We start from the raw sequence: 15,533 nt of genomic DNA on the forward strand, positions 1-15,533 counted from the left end.
TCGAGTCAAGCCTTATTTTCAAAGGCTTTTCGAGGTTATCGACTCGGCTGTTTGCGTTGCCGCTTGCCCTGTCGATGGAGGCGCATTATAGGGATCTGGATCACGCTTGCAAGGGCCTTTTCGAATTAAATTCGCATTTTTGGCTCAACCGCTCACTAATCACCCAAAAAGCGTATTTATCCTGCAATAGCATACCCGTTTGGCGAGCTCGCTATCCTCTATATGGCGTGGCGGTGGTAGCAGATCAAGGTTGTGGCGATTTGGTCTCTCTACATCTATATGCATGGTGATCGAGGTCACGCCTTCGGGTAACATAGCGCCCCTTTGCGATTCACACACTCTTGGGCTTTGGAGAGTTTAATGCCTTTTGCACTTGGCCAGCGTTGGATTAGTGATACAGAGACGGATCTGGGGTTGGGGACTGTCGTTGCTGTTGAAGGACGCATGGTTACCCTGTTGTTTCCGGCTACCGGTGAAAACCGCATGTATGCCAAAGAAGAGGCGCCGGTCACCCGGGTCAGCTTCAATGTGGGCGATCAGATCACCAGTCACGAAGACTGGACCATGACGGTCGAAGAAGTGCAGGAGAAAGACGGCCTGCTTATATATGTAGGTGTGCGCACCGACAATAATGAGCCCGTTGCCCTCAAGGAAGTGTTTCTCAACAACTTTATCAAGTTCAACAAGCCGCAGGATCGCCTGTTCGCCGGTCAGATCGATCGGATGTCCCGCTTCACCCTGCGCTACGAAGCGCTGATCAACCAGCACCAACGTCGTCGCAACCCGACTCGCGGTCTGGCCGGTGGCCGGGTCAGCCTGATCCCGCACCAGCTCTATATTGCCCATGAAGTGGGTCACCGCTACGCTCCGCGCGTACTGCTGGCCGATGAAGTGGGTCTGGGCAAGACCATCGAAGCGGGAATGATCATTCATCAGCAACTGCTCTCCGGCCGCGCCCATCGGGTGCTGATCCTGCTGCCCGAAACTTTGCAGCACCAATGGCTGGTCGAAATGCTGCGCCGCTTCAACCTGCATTTCTCCCTGTTTGATGAGGAGCGCTGCATCGAGGCATTCGCAGATGCGGAGAACCCCTTCGAGACCGAACAGCTGGTGATCTGCAGCCTCGACTTCCTGCGCAAGAAGCGTCGTCGCTTCGAGCAAGTGCTGGAAGCCGAGTGGGATCTGCTGGTTGTCGACGAAGCGCACCATCTGGAGTGGAGTGAAGAGGCGCCGAGCCGTGCCTATGAGATGGTGGAAGCGCTGGCCGAACAGGTGCCGGGCGTACTGCTGCTGACCGCTACCCCGGATCAGCTGGGCCACCAGAGCCACTTTGCCCGTCTGCGCCTGCTCGACCCGGAGCGTTTCTACGACTATGAGGCTTTCCTCGCCGAGGAGCAGGCCTATGGTCAGGTCGCCAGCGCAGCGCAGGAGCTGCTGGATGGCGAGACCCTGAGCGATGAAGCCAGACAGATCCTCGCCAGCCAGCTGGAAGGGCTGGACTTGAGCGATGCTGAGGCCCGTCAGCAGGCGGTCGCCAAGCTACTGGACCAGCACGGCACCGGCCGGGTGCTGTTCCGCAACAGCCGCGCCAATATTCAGGGCTTCCCCGAGCGTCACCTCAACGTCTACCCCATGCCGCTGCCGGAGCAGTACAAAACTGCCATCAAGGTGATGGGCATGATGGGTGGTAACGGTGGCGATCTGCAGACCCGTGCCCTGCGCTACCTCTATCCCGAGAAGATCTTCCAGCAGTTCGAAGGCGACAACGCCACCTGGACCCAGTTCGACCCGCGCGTAGAATGGTTGCTGGAGCTGCTGCTCTCAGCCCGCCAGCAGAAGGTGCTGGTGATCTGCTCCGAAGCGGCGACCGCCATCGCGCTGGAAGAGGCGCTGCGTACCCGTGAAGGGATCCGTGGTGCCGTGTTCCACGAAGGGATGTCGATCCTCGAGCGGGACAAGGCCTCCGCCTATTTCGCCCAGCAAGAGGGTGGCGCCCAAGTGCTGCTCTGCTCCGAGATCGGTTCAGAAGGACGCAACTTCCAATTTGCCAGTCATCTGGTGCTGTTCGATCTGCCGCTCAATCCGGATCTGCTGGAACAACGTATCGGCCGACTGGATCGTATCGGTCAGCAGAATACCGTCGAGATCCACGTTCCCTATCTGGAAGGGACTGCCCAGCGCGCCCTGCAACTCTGGTATCACGATGGTCTGGACGCGTTCGAGCAGACCTGCCCGACTGCCCGCCCGGTATTCGAAGCGGTACGTGAAGAGCTGTTCGAGCTGCTGGCCGCCAACACCGGCGATCAGGCAACCCTCGAGGCCCTGCTGGTCAAGACCCGCGAACTGCACGAGCCGCTCAAGGCCCGACTGGAGCAGGGCCGCGATCGCCTGCTGGAGATCCACTCCAGCGGTGGCGCCGCCGCCCAGCAGCTGGTCGACAAGCTGGCCGCCGAAGATGACGACACCGGCATGATCTCCTTTGCCCTCAAGATGTTCGACGAGATCGGCGTCAATCAGGATGACCGTGGCGAGAACGCGCTGGTGCTGACTCCCGGTGATCATATGCTGGTTTCCAGCTTCCCAGGCCTGCCGCAAGATGGCATGACCATCACCTTCGATCGCAACACCGCCCTGTCGCGGGATGACATGGCGCTGCTCTCCTGGGATCACCCCATGATGCGCGGCGGTATCGACCTGATCCTGGGCTCCGAGATCGGTGCCACCTCGGTAGCACTGCTCAAGAACAAGGCGCTGCCCATCGGCTCCATCCTGCTTGAGCTGATCTTTGTCGCCGAGTCTGCGGCCCATCCCCAGCTCTACCGATTCATGCCGCCGACGCCAATCCGTCTGCTGATGGACAAGAACGGCCAGAATCTGGGTGATAAAGTGGCGTTCGATGCCTTCAACCGCCAGCTGACTCCGGTCAATCGCCACCTCGGCAGCAAGCTCGTGACTGCATCCCAACCGGTAATCCACGGTCTGATTGGCAAGGGCCAGGCCATTGCCGAAGAGCTGAAAGCCGGGATTGTCGACAAGGCCCGCGCCCAGATGGCGCAGACCCTGCAGCAGGATCTCGATCGTCTGGAAGCGCTCAAGGCAGTCAACCCGAACGTGCGAGACAGCGAGCTGGATTATCTGCGCAATCTGCAGGCAGAATTGCACCACCTGATCGATCAGACCCAACTCAAGCTGGATGCCATCCGCTTTATCGTGGTCACCCATAACTGACAAGGTACCGACCGACAGCGGCCAGACCCAGCTCAAACTGGATACCCAAGGCCGCTTTGTCGTGGTTACCCATAACTGATGGGGGCTTGCCCCCACCTTCTGATGCGAGACATTTATGTTTGAATACTCACCGCCTCTGGAACCCTGGCTCGATATCCTGTTCAAGGACAAGGACATCATGGTGGTCAACAAGCCCACTGGCCTGCTAAGCGTCCCCGGGCGCGGCCCCGAGAATGAAGACAGCGTCCTGCATCGGGTGAAACAGCAACACCCCAAGGCGGCGGCAGCTCATCGCCTCGACATGTCCACCACTGGAGTCATTGTCATTCCCCTCAATCCCAACTCTCATCGGGAGCTGAGCCGACAATTTCGCGAGCGGGAGACAGAGAAGCACTACCTCGCCTGGGTGTGGGGTGAGCCGGAAGCAGAGTCGGGACAGGTTGACCTGCCGCTCTGCGTCGACTGGCCCAACCGCCCGAAGCAGAAGGTGGATCACGAGGAGGGGCGTCATGCTCTGACCCTGTGGGAAAAACTGAAAGTGGAGAACGGCAACAGCCTGATCAAGTTGACCCCCATCACAGGTCGCTCCCACCAGCTGCGCGTCCATATGCTGGAGCTGGGGCACCCGATCCTGGGTGACAACCTCTATGCTCATCCGGATGCGCTGGCGGCTGCGCCCCATCTCTACCTGCATGCGGCCATGTTGACCATCAGTCACCCCCGTAGCGGCGAGCGGATGACCTTCGAGGCGCCGGCTCCTTTCCCGGTCTGCTCCCGCAAATCGCAGAGATAAAAAAGCCCCCATCGCGAGATGGGGGCTTTTTCATTCGGGTCAGACGCGAATATCGATCTTGCTTCCCAAAGAAGCGCTGGCCGATGTCGGTGCAACCGGCGCTGATTGCGCTGCGTTTTGCAGCAGCTTCAGCGCAGCTTCGCCCTCTTGGGTCTGCTGTTTCTTGGCCAGACTGGCCGTCATCAGAGCAGAACCAAACGACGCATTTGCAGAACTTGATATATCCATAGGGTTCCTCCTGCACTCAACAGTATCGGCCAAGCGGCCCCGAACATAAGCACTGAATGCAAAACAATCTGAAAGTCGCTTTTCTATCAGTCAGATAGCAATTGCATTCATGGCCCCTGCTCACCGCTGGATGACGCCTTCAAGCTCCTGTGCCGTCATCGGCCGAAGCACCTTGCAAGGGTTGCCAGCCGCCACCACGTTGGCGGGCACATCTTTGGTCACCACCGAACCGGCACCGATGACGCTGTTGTCACCGATAGTGACGCCGGGACAGATGACGACGCTACCGCCGATCCAGACGTTGTGACCGATCCGTACAGGCTTGCCGAACTCGACACCCTTGATACGTGGCGCCACCGCCACCGGATGAGCGGCGGTGTAGATCTGCACCCCGGGCGCCAGCAGCACGTTGTCGCCGATATGCACCTCACAGACGTCGAGGATGGTGCAATTGACGTTGGCGTAGAAGTTCTCGCCGACGAAGATATTGGCGCCATAGTCGCAGAAGAACGGCGGATTGATGGCGCACTCATGGCCGCGACCACCGAGCAGCTCGTGCAGCAAAGCATCCCGCGCCGGTTTCTCCTGCCAGCAGGTGTTGAAGGTGTGATAAAGCCTTCGGCAGCGCTCACGTGCCGCTTTGAGCCCGGGATCGCCCGCGTCATAGGGCTCCCCCGCCACCATCTTCTGCCACTCGGCACCGCGCACCACTTTCGTCATCGCCTACTCCATCAGCCAGATCAGGGATTCATAAGGGCGCAGCATACCCGATTGCGGTTGGGCCGGGCTATCCAGGTAGTTGCCGAGCAGCAGCCGACCTTGCCCGCTTTGCAGCTCGGCAGGCAAGGCAAACTCAACCGGCTCGCCGTAGAAGTTGCTCACCACCAGCAGGGTCTGACCGTTGGCGCGGCGGGCATAGGCCCAGATCTGCGGGTGCCCGGTCAGCAGCTCCTGATAATCCCCCTGGGTGAAGATGGGGTGCGCCTTGCGCAGGGCGATGAGATCCCGGTAGTGCCAGAACACCGAGTGCTGGTCGGCCAGCGCCGCCTCGGCATTGATCTCGGAATAGTTGGCGGCTGGCTTGAGCCAGGGTGTCCCGTTGGTGAAACCGGCGTTGGCCGCAGCGCTCCACTGCATCGGGGTGCGCGAGTTGTCGCGGGACTTGGCACCGAGAATGGCGAGGATCTCGGCCTCGCTCATCCCTTCGGCCTGCTTGATGGCAAAGATGTTGCGGCTCTCCACATCCTGATAGTCATCGATGCGCTGATAGCCGGGGTTGGTCATGCCGATCTCCTCCCCCTGATAGATGTAGGGGGTGCCCTGCAAACCGTGCAGCGTGCTGGCCAGCATCTTGGCGGCCACAACCCGATGCTCGCCCTCGTCACCGAAGCGGGAGACGATGCGCGGCTGATCGTGGTTGCACCAGAACAGCGCCGACCACCCCTTGCCGTGCATGCCACTCTGCCAGTGGTTGAAGATGCGCTTGAGTTCGATGAAATCGAACGGAGCCTTGGTCCACTTGTCGCCGTTGGGGTAATCCACCTTGAGGTGATGGAAGTTGAACACCATGGAGAGCTCGGAGCCATCGAGGGCGCCATAGCGCTGACAGTGCTCCAGTGAAGTAGAGGACATCTCCCCCACCGTCATGGCGCCGACAGGAGCAAACACGTCGCGGCTCACGTCCTGCAAAAATTCGTGGATGCGCGGCCCGTCGGTGTAGAAGCGGCGGCCATCGCCAATCTCGTCGTTCGGGAACGCCTGATCCTTGGAGATAAGGTTGATAACGTCGAGGCGGAACCCATCCACCCCCTTCTTGGCCCAGAAGTGGATGATATTTTTCACCTCGGCACGCACCGCCGGATTTTCCCAGTTGAGATCCGCCTGCTCGCGGGCAAACAGGTGCAGGTAGTACTGACCGGTGGCGGGATCCAGCTCCCAGGCGCTGCCACCAAACTTGGATTGCCAGTTGTTGGGTACGCCGCCATCCACCGGATCGCGCCAGATGTAGTAGTCGCGGTAGGGGCTGTTTTTATCCCCCAGCGCCGACTTGAACCAAGCGTGCTCGGTGGAGGTGTGGTTGACCACGATATCCGTCACGATGCGGATATCGCGCGCGTGGGCGGCGGCCAGCAGCGCCTCGAAATCAGCCATGGTGCCGTAGGCGGGGTCGATGGCAAGGTAGTCGGCGATGTCGTAGCCGTTGTCCACCTGCGGGGAGACGTAGACAGGGGTCAGCCAAAGGGCATCGACCCCCAGGGTTTTGAGATAGTCGAGGCGCGCCATGATCCCCTTGAGGTCGCCGGTGCCACGGGCGCCGGAATCCTGAAAGCTCTTGGGGTAAATCTGGTAAATCACGGCACTCTGCCACCAGGGTGTTTGGCTCATGGGTCTTTCTCTTGTCTCGAATAGAAAATGGAGAGGGCGACCCACGGGTCGCCCTGATAATCAGTGTCAGGCGCTGGCTTGGGCCAACTTGCCTGCGGCTTGCTGGCGCTTGTAGACCAGCATGGTCAGCACCACGGGCACCACGATGGCGACCAGCATGGCGATGGCGAACACAGCCCAGTATTGCGGCTGGATGGAGAGGATGCCGGGCAGGCCGCCTACCCCGATGCCGTTGGCCATTACCCCGGCAAAGCCACAAATGAGGGCGGCAAGGCTGGACCCAACCATGGCGCACAGCATGGGGAACTTGTACTTGAGGTTGATACCGTACATGGCCGGTTCGGTCACCCCGAGGTAGGCGGAGATGGCAGCAGGTACCGAGATCTCCCGCTCGTTCTCCTTGCGGCTAATCAGAATGATGCCGACGACCGCAGAAGCCTGAGCGATGTTGGAGAGGGCGATCAGCGGCCAAATCGGGGTACCACCCATGCTCTGCATCAGTTGCAGATCCACCGCGTTGGTGGTGTGGTGGATGCCGGTGATGACCAGCGGCGCGTAGAGGAAACCGAACAGGGCGGCACCGATAGGGGCGAAGGAGCCGGTCATGGCGGCCTTGGCAGCGAAGCCGACACCGTCACCAATCCAGCGGCCGAACGGGCCGATAAAGGCGTGAGCCACGATCACCGCCAGCAGCAGCGAGACAAACGGCACAATCACCAGATAGAGGTAAGCCGGAATGATCCGCTTGAGGTTGGTCTCTACCCAGGCGAGGAACACGCCCGCCAGCAGCGCCGGAATGACCTGCGCCTGATAACCCACCTTCTGGATCACGAACAGACCGAAGTCCCACACCTCGGGAGTCTGCTGACCGATGCCGTAGGCGTTCATCAACTGCGGTGACACCAGCGTCACCCCCAGCACGATACCCAGGATCTCGGAGCCGCCCATCTTCTTCACCGCAGACCAGCAAACACCGACCGGCAGGAAGTGGAAAATCGCCTCGCCCAGCAGCCAGAGGAAGGCATGCACCTGAGCCCAGAACTGGCTGATCTCGGTGAGGGTGTGAGTGCCATCGTCGAACATCTTGATGTCGCCGATGACGTTGCGAAAGCCCAGGATCAGACCGCCGGTGATGATGGCGGGCAGCAACGGTACGAAGATCTCCGCCAGATGGGAGATACCCCGCTCCAGCGGGTTCATGTTCTGGCGCGCCGCCTGCTTGGCTGTCTCCTTGCTGCCGCCGCTGACGCCGAGCTGCTCGGTCAGCGCCTTGTACCACTGCTCTACCTCGTTGCCGATCACCACCTGGAATTGACCGCCCTGGGTGAAGCTTCCCTTCACTGCCGGAATGGTTTCGATGGCCTTGCTGTCGGCCTTGGCCGGATCATTCAGGACGAAGCGCAACCGGGTCAGGCAGTGGCTGACGGTAGCGATGTTCTCCTTGCCGCCGACCTTGTCGATCAGGGTGGCAAGCTGCTGTGCGTTGATCTTGGACATGGGTCTTCCCTCTGTGACGCCATTGAATAGTGGTCTGTATCGCCCTTTTGAGCCAGTCTGTCGGCCGGAGCGTTTTTGGTATCGTTCCCATTTAGCATGCCGACAATCTGGTCAGATCGAAATGGGAACGTTCCCAATTCGTGGCCAGCGTCACAAAAAGCGCACTTTTTGTTCAGTCGGAAGTGATGGGGCTCACAGGGTTCGACAGGGGGCGATTGTCACCTGCGGGGGTTTCTCCTGCTCAATCTGGCCGAGCAGCTGACGCGCCGCCTGCTCCCCTGCCCCCTTGTAGCCAAGATCGAGACTGAGGGCATTGGGGAAGAGGAAACTGAACATGGGGTTGTTGCCAAGGCCGGTCACCAGCACCTCGCTACGCCCTTGTTCTTGCAGGTATTTTGCCGCACCGATGGCGATGGTGTCGCTGGCGCAGACCAGCGCCTGGGTGGAGGGGGTAAGCAGCTCGGCCGCCAGCCGGTAGCCGCTCTGCAGGCTGAGATCACCGAGGGCGCTGCGCGGGTGCAACCCCTGCTCTGCGCAGTAAGCGAGATAGGCGTCGAGGCGACGCTGGCCGGTGGTGAGATCCGAGGCATCCACCCCCAGATAGGCGATATCGCGGGCGCCACGGCTTGCCAGCTGCGCCAGCATGGTGCGCACCGCACCAGCGTCGTCAAAGCAGACCGAGGAGAAACCGGGATATTCACGAGCGACCAGCACCAGCTTCTCTTTCAGCGGCGCCATGGCGGCATAGTCCAAGTCATTGAAGGCGAACAGGATAATGCCATCCACCCCGCGCCGCTCCAGCACCGCCAGATGCTCCTGTACCTTGGCGGGGGAGAACTTGCTCTCCATCAGCACGGCATCGTAGCCACGCTGGTAGAGGGTCTCCAGCATGCCGCGCACCGCCTGATTCTCCGAGCTGGAGTCGAGCCGCGAGACGATGATCCCCACCACCTGCTGGCTCTGGCTGCGCATGGCACGCGCCGATTTGCTCGGCACGAAGCCATGCTCGGCGATGACCTGCTCCACCCGCTCGCGGGTCTCCTGCTTCACCTTGGGATCCTGGTTGAGCACCCGGGAGACGGTCGACTTGCCGACGCCACTCAGTCTGGCGATATCGAGGATGGTCAGTTTCTTGTCCATGAATTGGCTCACAGGAGGCTAGGCGGTGGAATTGCCCACATTGTTGTGATTAACCCCTGTGAATACAAGCCCATGGCGTTAGAATGCCCTTTTTGCCCCGCCGTCAGGGTGTGTGGGCACAGCACAGGATGCCCATCATGGATCTGCTGGCCAGTCTGCTCTTCTCCCTCTCCATCACAGGGCCCATCTGCGTGGTGCTGCTGCTCGGCATCTTGCTCAAGCGGTTGGGGCTGCTGCCAGATCCCTTTACCGAATCCGCCTCGCGACTGGTGTTTCAGGTCACCCTGCCCGCTCTGCTCTTTCTCAGTATTCTGGGTACCAACTTCGCCACCATGCCGAGCTTCTGGTTTATCGGCTATGGCCTGCTCGCCACCGTTATCAGCTATCTGGTGCTGGAGCTGCTGGCCGGACGTTTTATCGGGGAGCAGCGACTGCGCGGCATCTTCGTGCAGGGGAGCTTTCGCGGCAACAGCGCCATTATCGGGCTTGCCTATGTGCAAAACGCCTATGGCCACGAAGGGTTGGGGGCGGCGGCCTTCTATGTCGGTGCGGTGACCGTGCTCTACAACATTCTCGCGGTGATCACCCTCACCCGCAGTCTCGGCGGTGCCACCGGCATTCGCCCCATTCTGCTCGGCATCATCAAGAATCCGTTGATCATCGCCATTGTGGCGGCGCTGCCGTTTACCCTGCTCGGTATCAAGATGCCGCAACTGCTGCTCACCACCGGCAGCTACTTCGCCAACATGACGTTGCCACTGGCGCTGCTCTGCACCGGCGCCTCCCTCAGCCTCGACGCCCTGCGTGGTGGTGCAGCCATTGCGGGCTGGGCCAGCATCATGCGGCTCTGCCTCATTCCGGCTGCGTTCACTCTGGGGGCGGCCCTGCTCGGCTTCAGCCATCTGGAGCTGGGTATTCTGTTTCTCATCAGCGCCACCCCGACTGCCGCCGCCAGCTATGTGATGACCCGTGCAATGGGGGGCGACAGCGTGCTGGCCGCAAACATTATCGCCACCACCACCCTCGGTTCGCTGGTCACTACCAGCCTCGGGGCAACTCTGATGAATTACCTCGGTCTTATGTACTGACCCTGCCCGAGGAAACTGCCAACCTCATCGCCACCACGAACCTTGGCTCCCATACACTGGCAGGGAGCAACCCTGATGAACTATCTGGGCCTGATGTACTGACAGCTTGACCTTGCCGGAGGCGGCAGCTTTAGGCTGGCGCCCATCAACAGAGGAGATATCCCATGACCATCGAACTCACCGTGTCCGGCATGTCCTGTGGTGGCTGCGCCGCCAGTCTGCAAAAAGCGCTGCTGGCCCAGCCTGCGGTCACCACCGCGACCGTCGATTTTGCCAGCAGCAAGGCCGTCATCGAGAGTGATCTGAGCAAGGCCGAGCTGATCGCCCTGATCGAAGCCAAGGGTTTTTCTGCGAGTTAAATTATCTCCATAGAGGTATAAAACAGGTTAAAAATCTGTACTCACCTGTCTTTTGGTGAGTTTTATCACAGACCCGGGTTATTAAACGGGCAAACTTGCTGCGATTATTCCAACCATAAGGATTTGCAGCATGACCCTACCGATCCGCAAGCCCCTGCTCGCCGCCGTCGTCAGCCTGACCCTCTCCCCCATGGCAATGGCCCTGCCCAACGTCCATATTCTGGCAACCGGCGGCACCATTGCCGGAGCTGGCCAGTCCGCTACCCAGTCCAACTACGAGGCTGGCAAGGTGGCCATCGAAACCCTGATCGCCGCCGTGCCCGAGATGAAGAACGTGGCCGATGTGCAGGGTGAGCAGGTGGTGAAGATCGGCTCCCAGGACATGAACGACGAGGTGTGGCTCAAGCTGGCCAAACGGGTCAACGAGCTGCTGGCCAAGGATGACGTGGATGGCATTGTCATCACCCACGGCACCGACACCATGGAAGAGACCGCCTACTTCCTCAATCTGACCGTCAAGAGCGACAAGCCGGTGGTGCTGGTCGGCGCCATGCGCCCCTCCACCGCCATGAGTGCCGATGGCCCGCTCAACCTCTACAACGCCGTGGTGACCGCCTCCGACCCCACCTCCAAGGGCCGTGGCGTGATGGTAGCGATGAACGACACAGTGCTCGATGCCCGCGACGTCACCAAGACCAACACCACCGGGGTGCAGACCTTTGCCTCCCCCAACTTCGGCCCGCTGGGTTACATCCACAACGGCAAGATCGACTATCAGCGCAGCCCGGCCCGTCTGCACACCAGCAAGACGCCGTTTGACGTGAGTAAGCTCGACAAGCTGCCGCAAGTTGGCATCGTCTACAGCTACGCCAACGCCACCGACTTGCCGGCCAAGGCGATGGTGGATGCCAAGTTCGACGGTATCGTCAGCGCCGGGGTGGGCAACGGCAATCTCTACCACACCCTGTTCGACACCCTGGCCAAGGCGAGCAAGGATGGCATCCGCGTCGTACGCTCCGCCCGCGTGCCGACCGGCGCCACCACCCTGGATGCCGAGATCGATGATGCCAAGTACGGCTTCGTGGCCTCCGGCACTCTCAACCCGCAGAAAGCGCGGGTGCTGCTGATGCTCTCCCTGACCCAGAGCAAGGATCCGGCCCAGATCCAGCGCTGGTTCCAGCAGTTCTGATAAAGGTTTTCTGACAAGTAATAAGCAAGGGCGGGACTTCCCGCCCTTTTCACTCCTGCAATGCTGCCTCGCCCATTACGCCGTTTGGCGAGGTCATCCTTCCCTTTTCCGGCCATTTTTTTCAGCCATCACAAAGCGCTGTCATCAAATTAGCGAGCCGGATCACCCGCTTTCACAAGCGCATCGCCGCCAAATTCATTACACTGCCAGCGATCTTATCCACTCAAGGAGTGCTGTTGCTGTATGGAAATATTGATCCTGCTGGGATTGATTTTGCTTAATGGCGTCTTCGCCATGTCAGAAATCGCCATCGTCACCGCACGCAAGGCTCGCCTCGGCAAGCTTGCCTCCGAAGGCAACCGCTCCGCCGCCATTGCCCTCAAACTGGGCGAAGACCCGACCCATTTTCTCTCTGCCGTCCAAATCGGCATTACCAGCATCGGTCTGCTCAACGGTATCTACGGCGAATCCCTGCTGGCCCAGCCCTTCTCCCTCTGGTTGCAGGAGTGGGGACTATCCCCAAAGAGCAGCGGCCTGATCGCCACCGTCATTGTAGTGGTGGTAGTCACGTACCTATCCATCGTGGTGGGGGAGCTGGTACCCAAGCGCCTCGGCCAGCTCAATGCCGAGCGCATCGCCTGTCTGGTGGCCCGCCCCATGCACTGGCTCGCCACCCTGACCCGCCCCTTCGTCTGGCTGCTGTCGGCCTCCACCAATGCCAGCCTGCGGCTGCTGCGGGTCAATCAGAATGGCAGCGCCAACGTTACCGAGGAGGAGATCCACGCCATGCTGGTGGAGGGCTCTGAAGCCGGGGTGATCGAGGATCATGAGCACACCATGCTGCGCAACGTCTTCCGTCTCGACGAGCGCAGCCTCTCCTCCCTGATGGTGCCGCGCAGCGATATCCGCTATCTGGATCTGGCGCTGCCGCTGGAGAGCAACCTGCAGCGACTGGTGGAGTATCGCCACAGCTATTTTCCGGTCTGCGACGGCAACCTGTCAGAATTGGTGGGTATCATCAATGTCAGCAAGGTGCTGCACGCCTATATCAAGGGGGAGCCCATCGATCTGGCAGCCCTGACCCAGGAGGGCAGCCTGCTGCCCGAGACCCTCAACGGCGTCGAGCTGCTCAACCACTTCCGCACCCACAGCGAACAGATGGCGCTGGTGGTGGACGAATATGGCGAGCTGCAGGGGCTGGTCACCCAGCAGGATCTGCTGGAGGCGCTGGCCGGGGATTTCCAGCAGGAGGATGGCGAGGACAACTGGGCCTTCCGGCGCGCCGACGGCAGCTGGCTGCTCGATGGCCTGATCCCGCTGCCCGAGTTGAAGGACTGTCTGGAGTTGGTTCGTCTGCCAGAAGAAGAAAAACATCACTATCACACCCTCGGAGGGCTTATCATGCTGCTCCTTGGTCGTGTTCCACAAACCGGAGACCTGGTGACACTGGAACAGTGGCAACTGGAAATTGTTGACATGGATGGCCTGCGCATCGACAAGGTGCTCGCCATGCCCTTGACCGATCAACCCAGCTAACCTGCGGAGTTTGCAAGTATGGAGCAGTTTTACCAACTGGCTCACGCCTTTATGAATCACGATCTGAACACACTTTCCGATCCCAAGATGGCCTTCATGATCTGTGGTGTGATTCTGACGTTTCTGGTACTGGAAAACGGATTCATCCCTACCGCCTTTCTGCCCGGTGACAGCCTGCTGATCCTCACCGGCGTGCTCATCTATCAGGATGTATTGTCTCTCGGGGTGATCCCGCTGTTGATCATGGCTACATTTGTCGGCACCTGGCTCGGTTACATGCAGGGGCGCTTTCTCGGCCACACCCAGCTCTACCATCGGCTGATGTCCCACGTGGAAGAGCGGCACCAACAGAAGGTCTACCACCTGCTGGACAAGTACGGGATCATCACCCTGATCACCGCGCGCTATATCGCCTTCGTACGCACCGCCTACCCCTACATCGTCGGTGCCACCGAGCTGCCCCAGGGGCGCTTTCTCATCGTCAATCTGATCAGCTCCATCATGTGGATCTGCCCGCTGGTAGGGTTTGGCTACTACCTGAGCCACACCAAGCTGGCCGCCGAATACCAGACCCAGTTCTTCAATATCATCATCTATCTGCCGGTGGCCCTGCTGGTGGGTGGCATGGTGGCACTGGTCTGGCGCTGGATCAGCAAACGCAGGGCCGCGCAGCCGCGGGATTGACCCCTCGCCCAGCGCCCAACCCGAAAGCCCTCGCTAGAGGGCTTTTTTGATCGCCAATTTTGCGCAAATAGCAGAAATAGTCCCGCTCGGCCCTTGTAAAGCCGGGGTAAAAATGAGTGAATCTAGCGCCTTTTTTTGGATGGGAATGGAGTCGGTTGTATGTGGTGTCGGATTCGCGCAGCAGCGCTGGTTGTCGGGTTGATGGGAATGCTGGGATTGCCTGCGGTCAGCGCGGCACCCAACCCAGCCAAACTGGAAGTACGCTCAAGCAGCGCTCTGGTCGTGGATGTAAAAACGGGCAAGACGCTCTACCAGAAGAATGCCACCAAGGTGCGTCCCATCGCCTCTCTCACCAAGCTGATGACAGCGCTGGTGGTGCTGGATGCCAAACAGAATCTCAACCAGACCATCACGGTCGACAAGAACGATCTGGATCGGGTCAAACACACCCACTCCCGCATCCGCATGGGCACCAAGGTGACCCGCCGCGACGCCCTGCATCTGGCGCTGATGTCCTCCGAAAACCGGATGGCCTCGGCACTGGCGCGTCACTATCCGGGCGGTCGCAGCGCCTTCGTGCGAGCCATGAACAACAAGGCCAGACAGCTGGGTATGCGTAATACCCACTTCTACGACTCCACCGGCCTCTCCACCCGCAACGTCTCCACCGCCCAGGATCTGGGCAAGCTGGCCGCCGCCGCCTATCGCCAGCCGCTGATCCGTCAGTTCACTCAGGATGAGAACCGGGAGATGCGCTTCAGCGCCCCCGCCTACAGCCTGATGTTCAACAACACCAACCCGCTGGTGAAAAACCCGGATTGGGACGTGCGCCTCTCCAAGACCGGCTTCACTGACGAAGCGGGTCGCTGTCTGGTGATGCGCGCCAAACCGGACAGCCGCGAGCTTGCCATCGTGCTACTCAACTCGGTGGGCAAACGCACCCCCATCGGCGATGCCAACCGCATTCGCAAATGGTTGAAAAGCTGAGTAAATATCTCGACACAAAAGGATGCTGCGGCATCCTTTTTTATTGCCTGCAGAACGCCTCTGCAGGCCTTGCAGGATGTTGATGAGCGAACCCTTAGTGATGTCTGCGCGGCATCTGCCGTTGCAACGGCAGGCATACAGCGCGCCTATAGATGAGGCAAAGGGTAGTGAGGCGGTGCAACGATCAGAAGAACTGTGCGCAATCACAGAAAGGGGAAGAAATGAGGACAAGAACAGCCAGGTAAACGGGCGATCCCCCCGCAACAGCGCACGGGGATCCGCACCAAAGAGTTAAATGTCGCCCATAAAAAAACAGCCCCGACCGAAGTCGAGGCTGTCTGTATGGTGCGCCCGAGAGGATTCGAACCTCTGACCACCTGGTTCGTAGCCAGGTACTCTATCCAGCTGAGCTACGGGCG

At 60.0% G+C, this 15,533-nt stretch carries 14 protein-coding genes; 9 read left to right on the top strand and 5 right to left on the bottom strand.

What is annotated here, in order from left to right:
• From G5332_RS20040 to rluA, 3 genes are all read left to right on the top strand, one after another.
• Positions 1-290 (top strand): hypothetical protein (locus tag G5332_RS20040; protein WP_421311578.1); only part of this gene is annotated, 290 nt, incomplete at its 5' end.
• A gap of 70 nt (positions 291-360) precedes the next feature.
• On the top strand, positions 361-3,228 hold the full coding sequence (rapA, locus tag G5332_RS20045) for an RNA polymerase-associated protein RapA (protein WP_421259632.1): 2,868 nt from the start codon (positions 361-363) through the stop codon (positions 3,226-3,228).
• A gap of 115 nt (positions 3,229-3,343) precedes the next feature.
• Entirely contained in the window at positions 3,344-4,021 is a 678-nt protein-coding gene (rluA, locus tag G5332_RS20050) for a bifunctional tRNA pseudouridine(32) synthase/23S rRNA pseudouridine(746) synthase RluA (RefSeq protein ID WP_421173247.1), read from the top strand.
• A gap of 39 nt (positions 4,022-4,060) precedes the next feature.
• On the opposite strand, the gene G5332_RS20055 is transcribed toward rluA, so the two are convergent.
• From G5332_RS20055 to treR, 5 genes are all read right to left on the bottom strand, one after another.
• The gene (locus G5332_RS20055; RefSeq protein WP_005336040.1) at positions 4,061-4,249 is read right to left on the bottom strand and encodes a hypothetical protein; all 189 of its coding nucleotides are present in this window, start codon (positions 4,247-4,249) and stop codon (positions 4,061-4,063) included.
• Between the two features lie 120 nt (positions 4,250-4,369).
• Positions 4,370-4,969, bottom strand: coding sequence for a sugar O-acetyltransferase (locus tag G5332_RS20060; RefSeq protein ID WP_421250036.1), 600 nt, complete (start codon positions 4,967-4,969; stop codon positions 4,370-4,372).
• Between the two features lie 3 nt (positions 4,970-4,972).
• Positions 4,973-6,634, bottom strand: a complete 1,662-nt coding sequence (gene treC / locus G5332_RS20065; protein WP_421311579.1) for an alpha,alpha-phosphotrehalase — start codon at positions 6,632-6,634, stop codon at positions 4,973-4,975.
• A gap of 66 nt (positions 6,635-6,700) precedes the next feature.
• Entirely contained in the window at positions 6,701-8,131 is a 1,431-nt protein-coding gene (gene treB, locus G5332_RS20070; RefSeq protein WP_421311581.1) for a PTS trehalose transporter subunit IIBC, read from the bottom strand.
• Positions 8,132-8,323: 192 nt separating this feature from the next.
• Positions 8,324-9,271, bottom strand: a complete 948-nt coding sequence (treR, locus tag G5332_RS20075; protein WP_421311583.1) for a trehalose operon repressor TreR — start codon at positions 9,269-9,271, stop codon at positions 8,324-8,326.
• Positions 9,272-9,408: 137 nt separating this feature from the next.
• Between treR and G5332_RS20080 the strand changes: the two genes are divergently transcribed.
• The 6 genes from G5332_RS20080 (at position 9,409) to pbpG (ending at position 15,114) form a co-directional block, all read left to right on the top strand.
• Complete coding sequence (locus G5332_RS20080) at positions 9,409-10,359, top strand: AEC family transporter (protein WP_101530883.1); 951 nt, start codon at positions 9,409-9,411, stop codon at positions 10,357-10,359.
• Positions 10,360-10,523: 164 nt separating this feature from the next.
• Complete coding sequence (locus G5332_RS20085) at positions 10,524-10,718, top strand: heavy-metal-associated domain-containing protein (protein ID WP_100654640.1); 195 nt, start codon at positions 10,524-10,526, stop codon at positions 10,716-10,718.
• A 130-nt stretch (positions 10,719-10,848) separates the two neighbouring features.
• Positions 10,849-11,907, top strand: a complete 1,059-nt coding sequence (gene ansB, locus G5332_RS20090) for an L-asparaginase 2 (protein WP_421259629.1) — start codon at positions 10,849-10,851, stop codon at positions 11,905-11,907.
• A gap of 243 nt (positions 11,908-12,150) precedes the next feature.
• Positions 12,151-13,443: a hemolysin family protein gene (locus tag G5332_RS20095; protein WP_421173243.1), complete on the top strand. Its 1,293-nt coding sequence runs from the start codon at positions 12,151-12,153 to the stop codon at positions 13,441-13,443.
• 18 nt (positions 13,444-13,461) lie between these two features.
• Complete coding sequence (locus tag G5332_RS20100; RefSeq protein WP_005343012.1) at positions 13,462-14,127, top strand: DedA family protein; 666 nt, start codon at positions 13,462-13,464, stop codon at positions 14,125-14,127.
• A gap of 159 nt (positions 14,128-14,286) precedes the next feature.
• Entirely contained in the window at positions 14,287-15,114 is an 828-nt protein-coding gene (pbpG, locus tag G5332_RS20105; protein WP_005348750.1) for a D-alanyl-D-alanine endopeptidase, read from the top strand.
• Positions 15,115-15,533 lie beyond the last annotated feature (419 nt).

The organism is Aeromonas sp. 603757, from assembly GCF_049171255.1.
Lineage (GTDB): Bacteria > Pseudomonadota > Gammaproteobacteria > Enterobacterales > Aeromonadaceae > Aeromonas > Aeromonas veronii_A.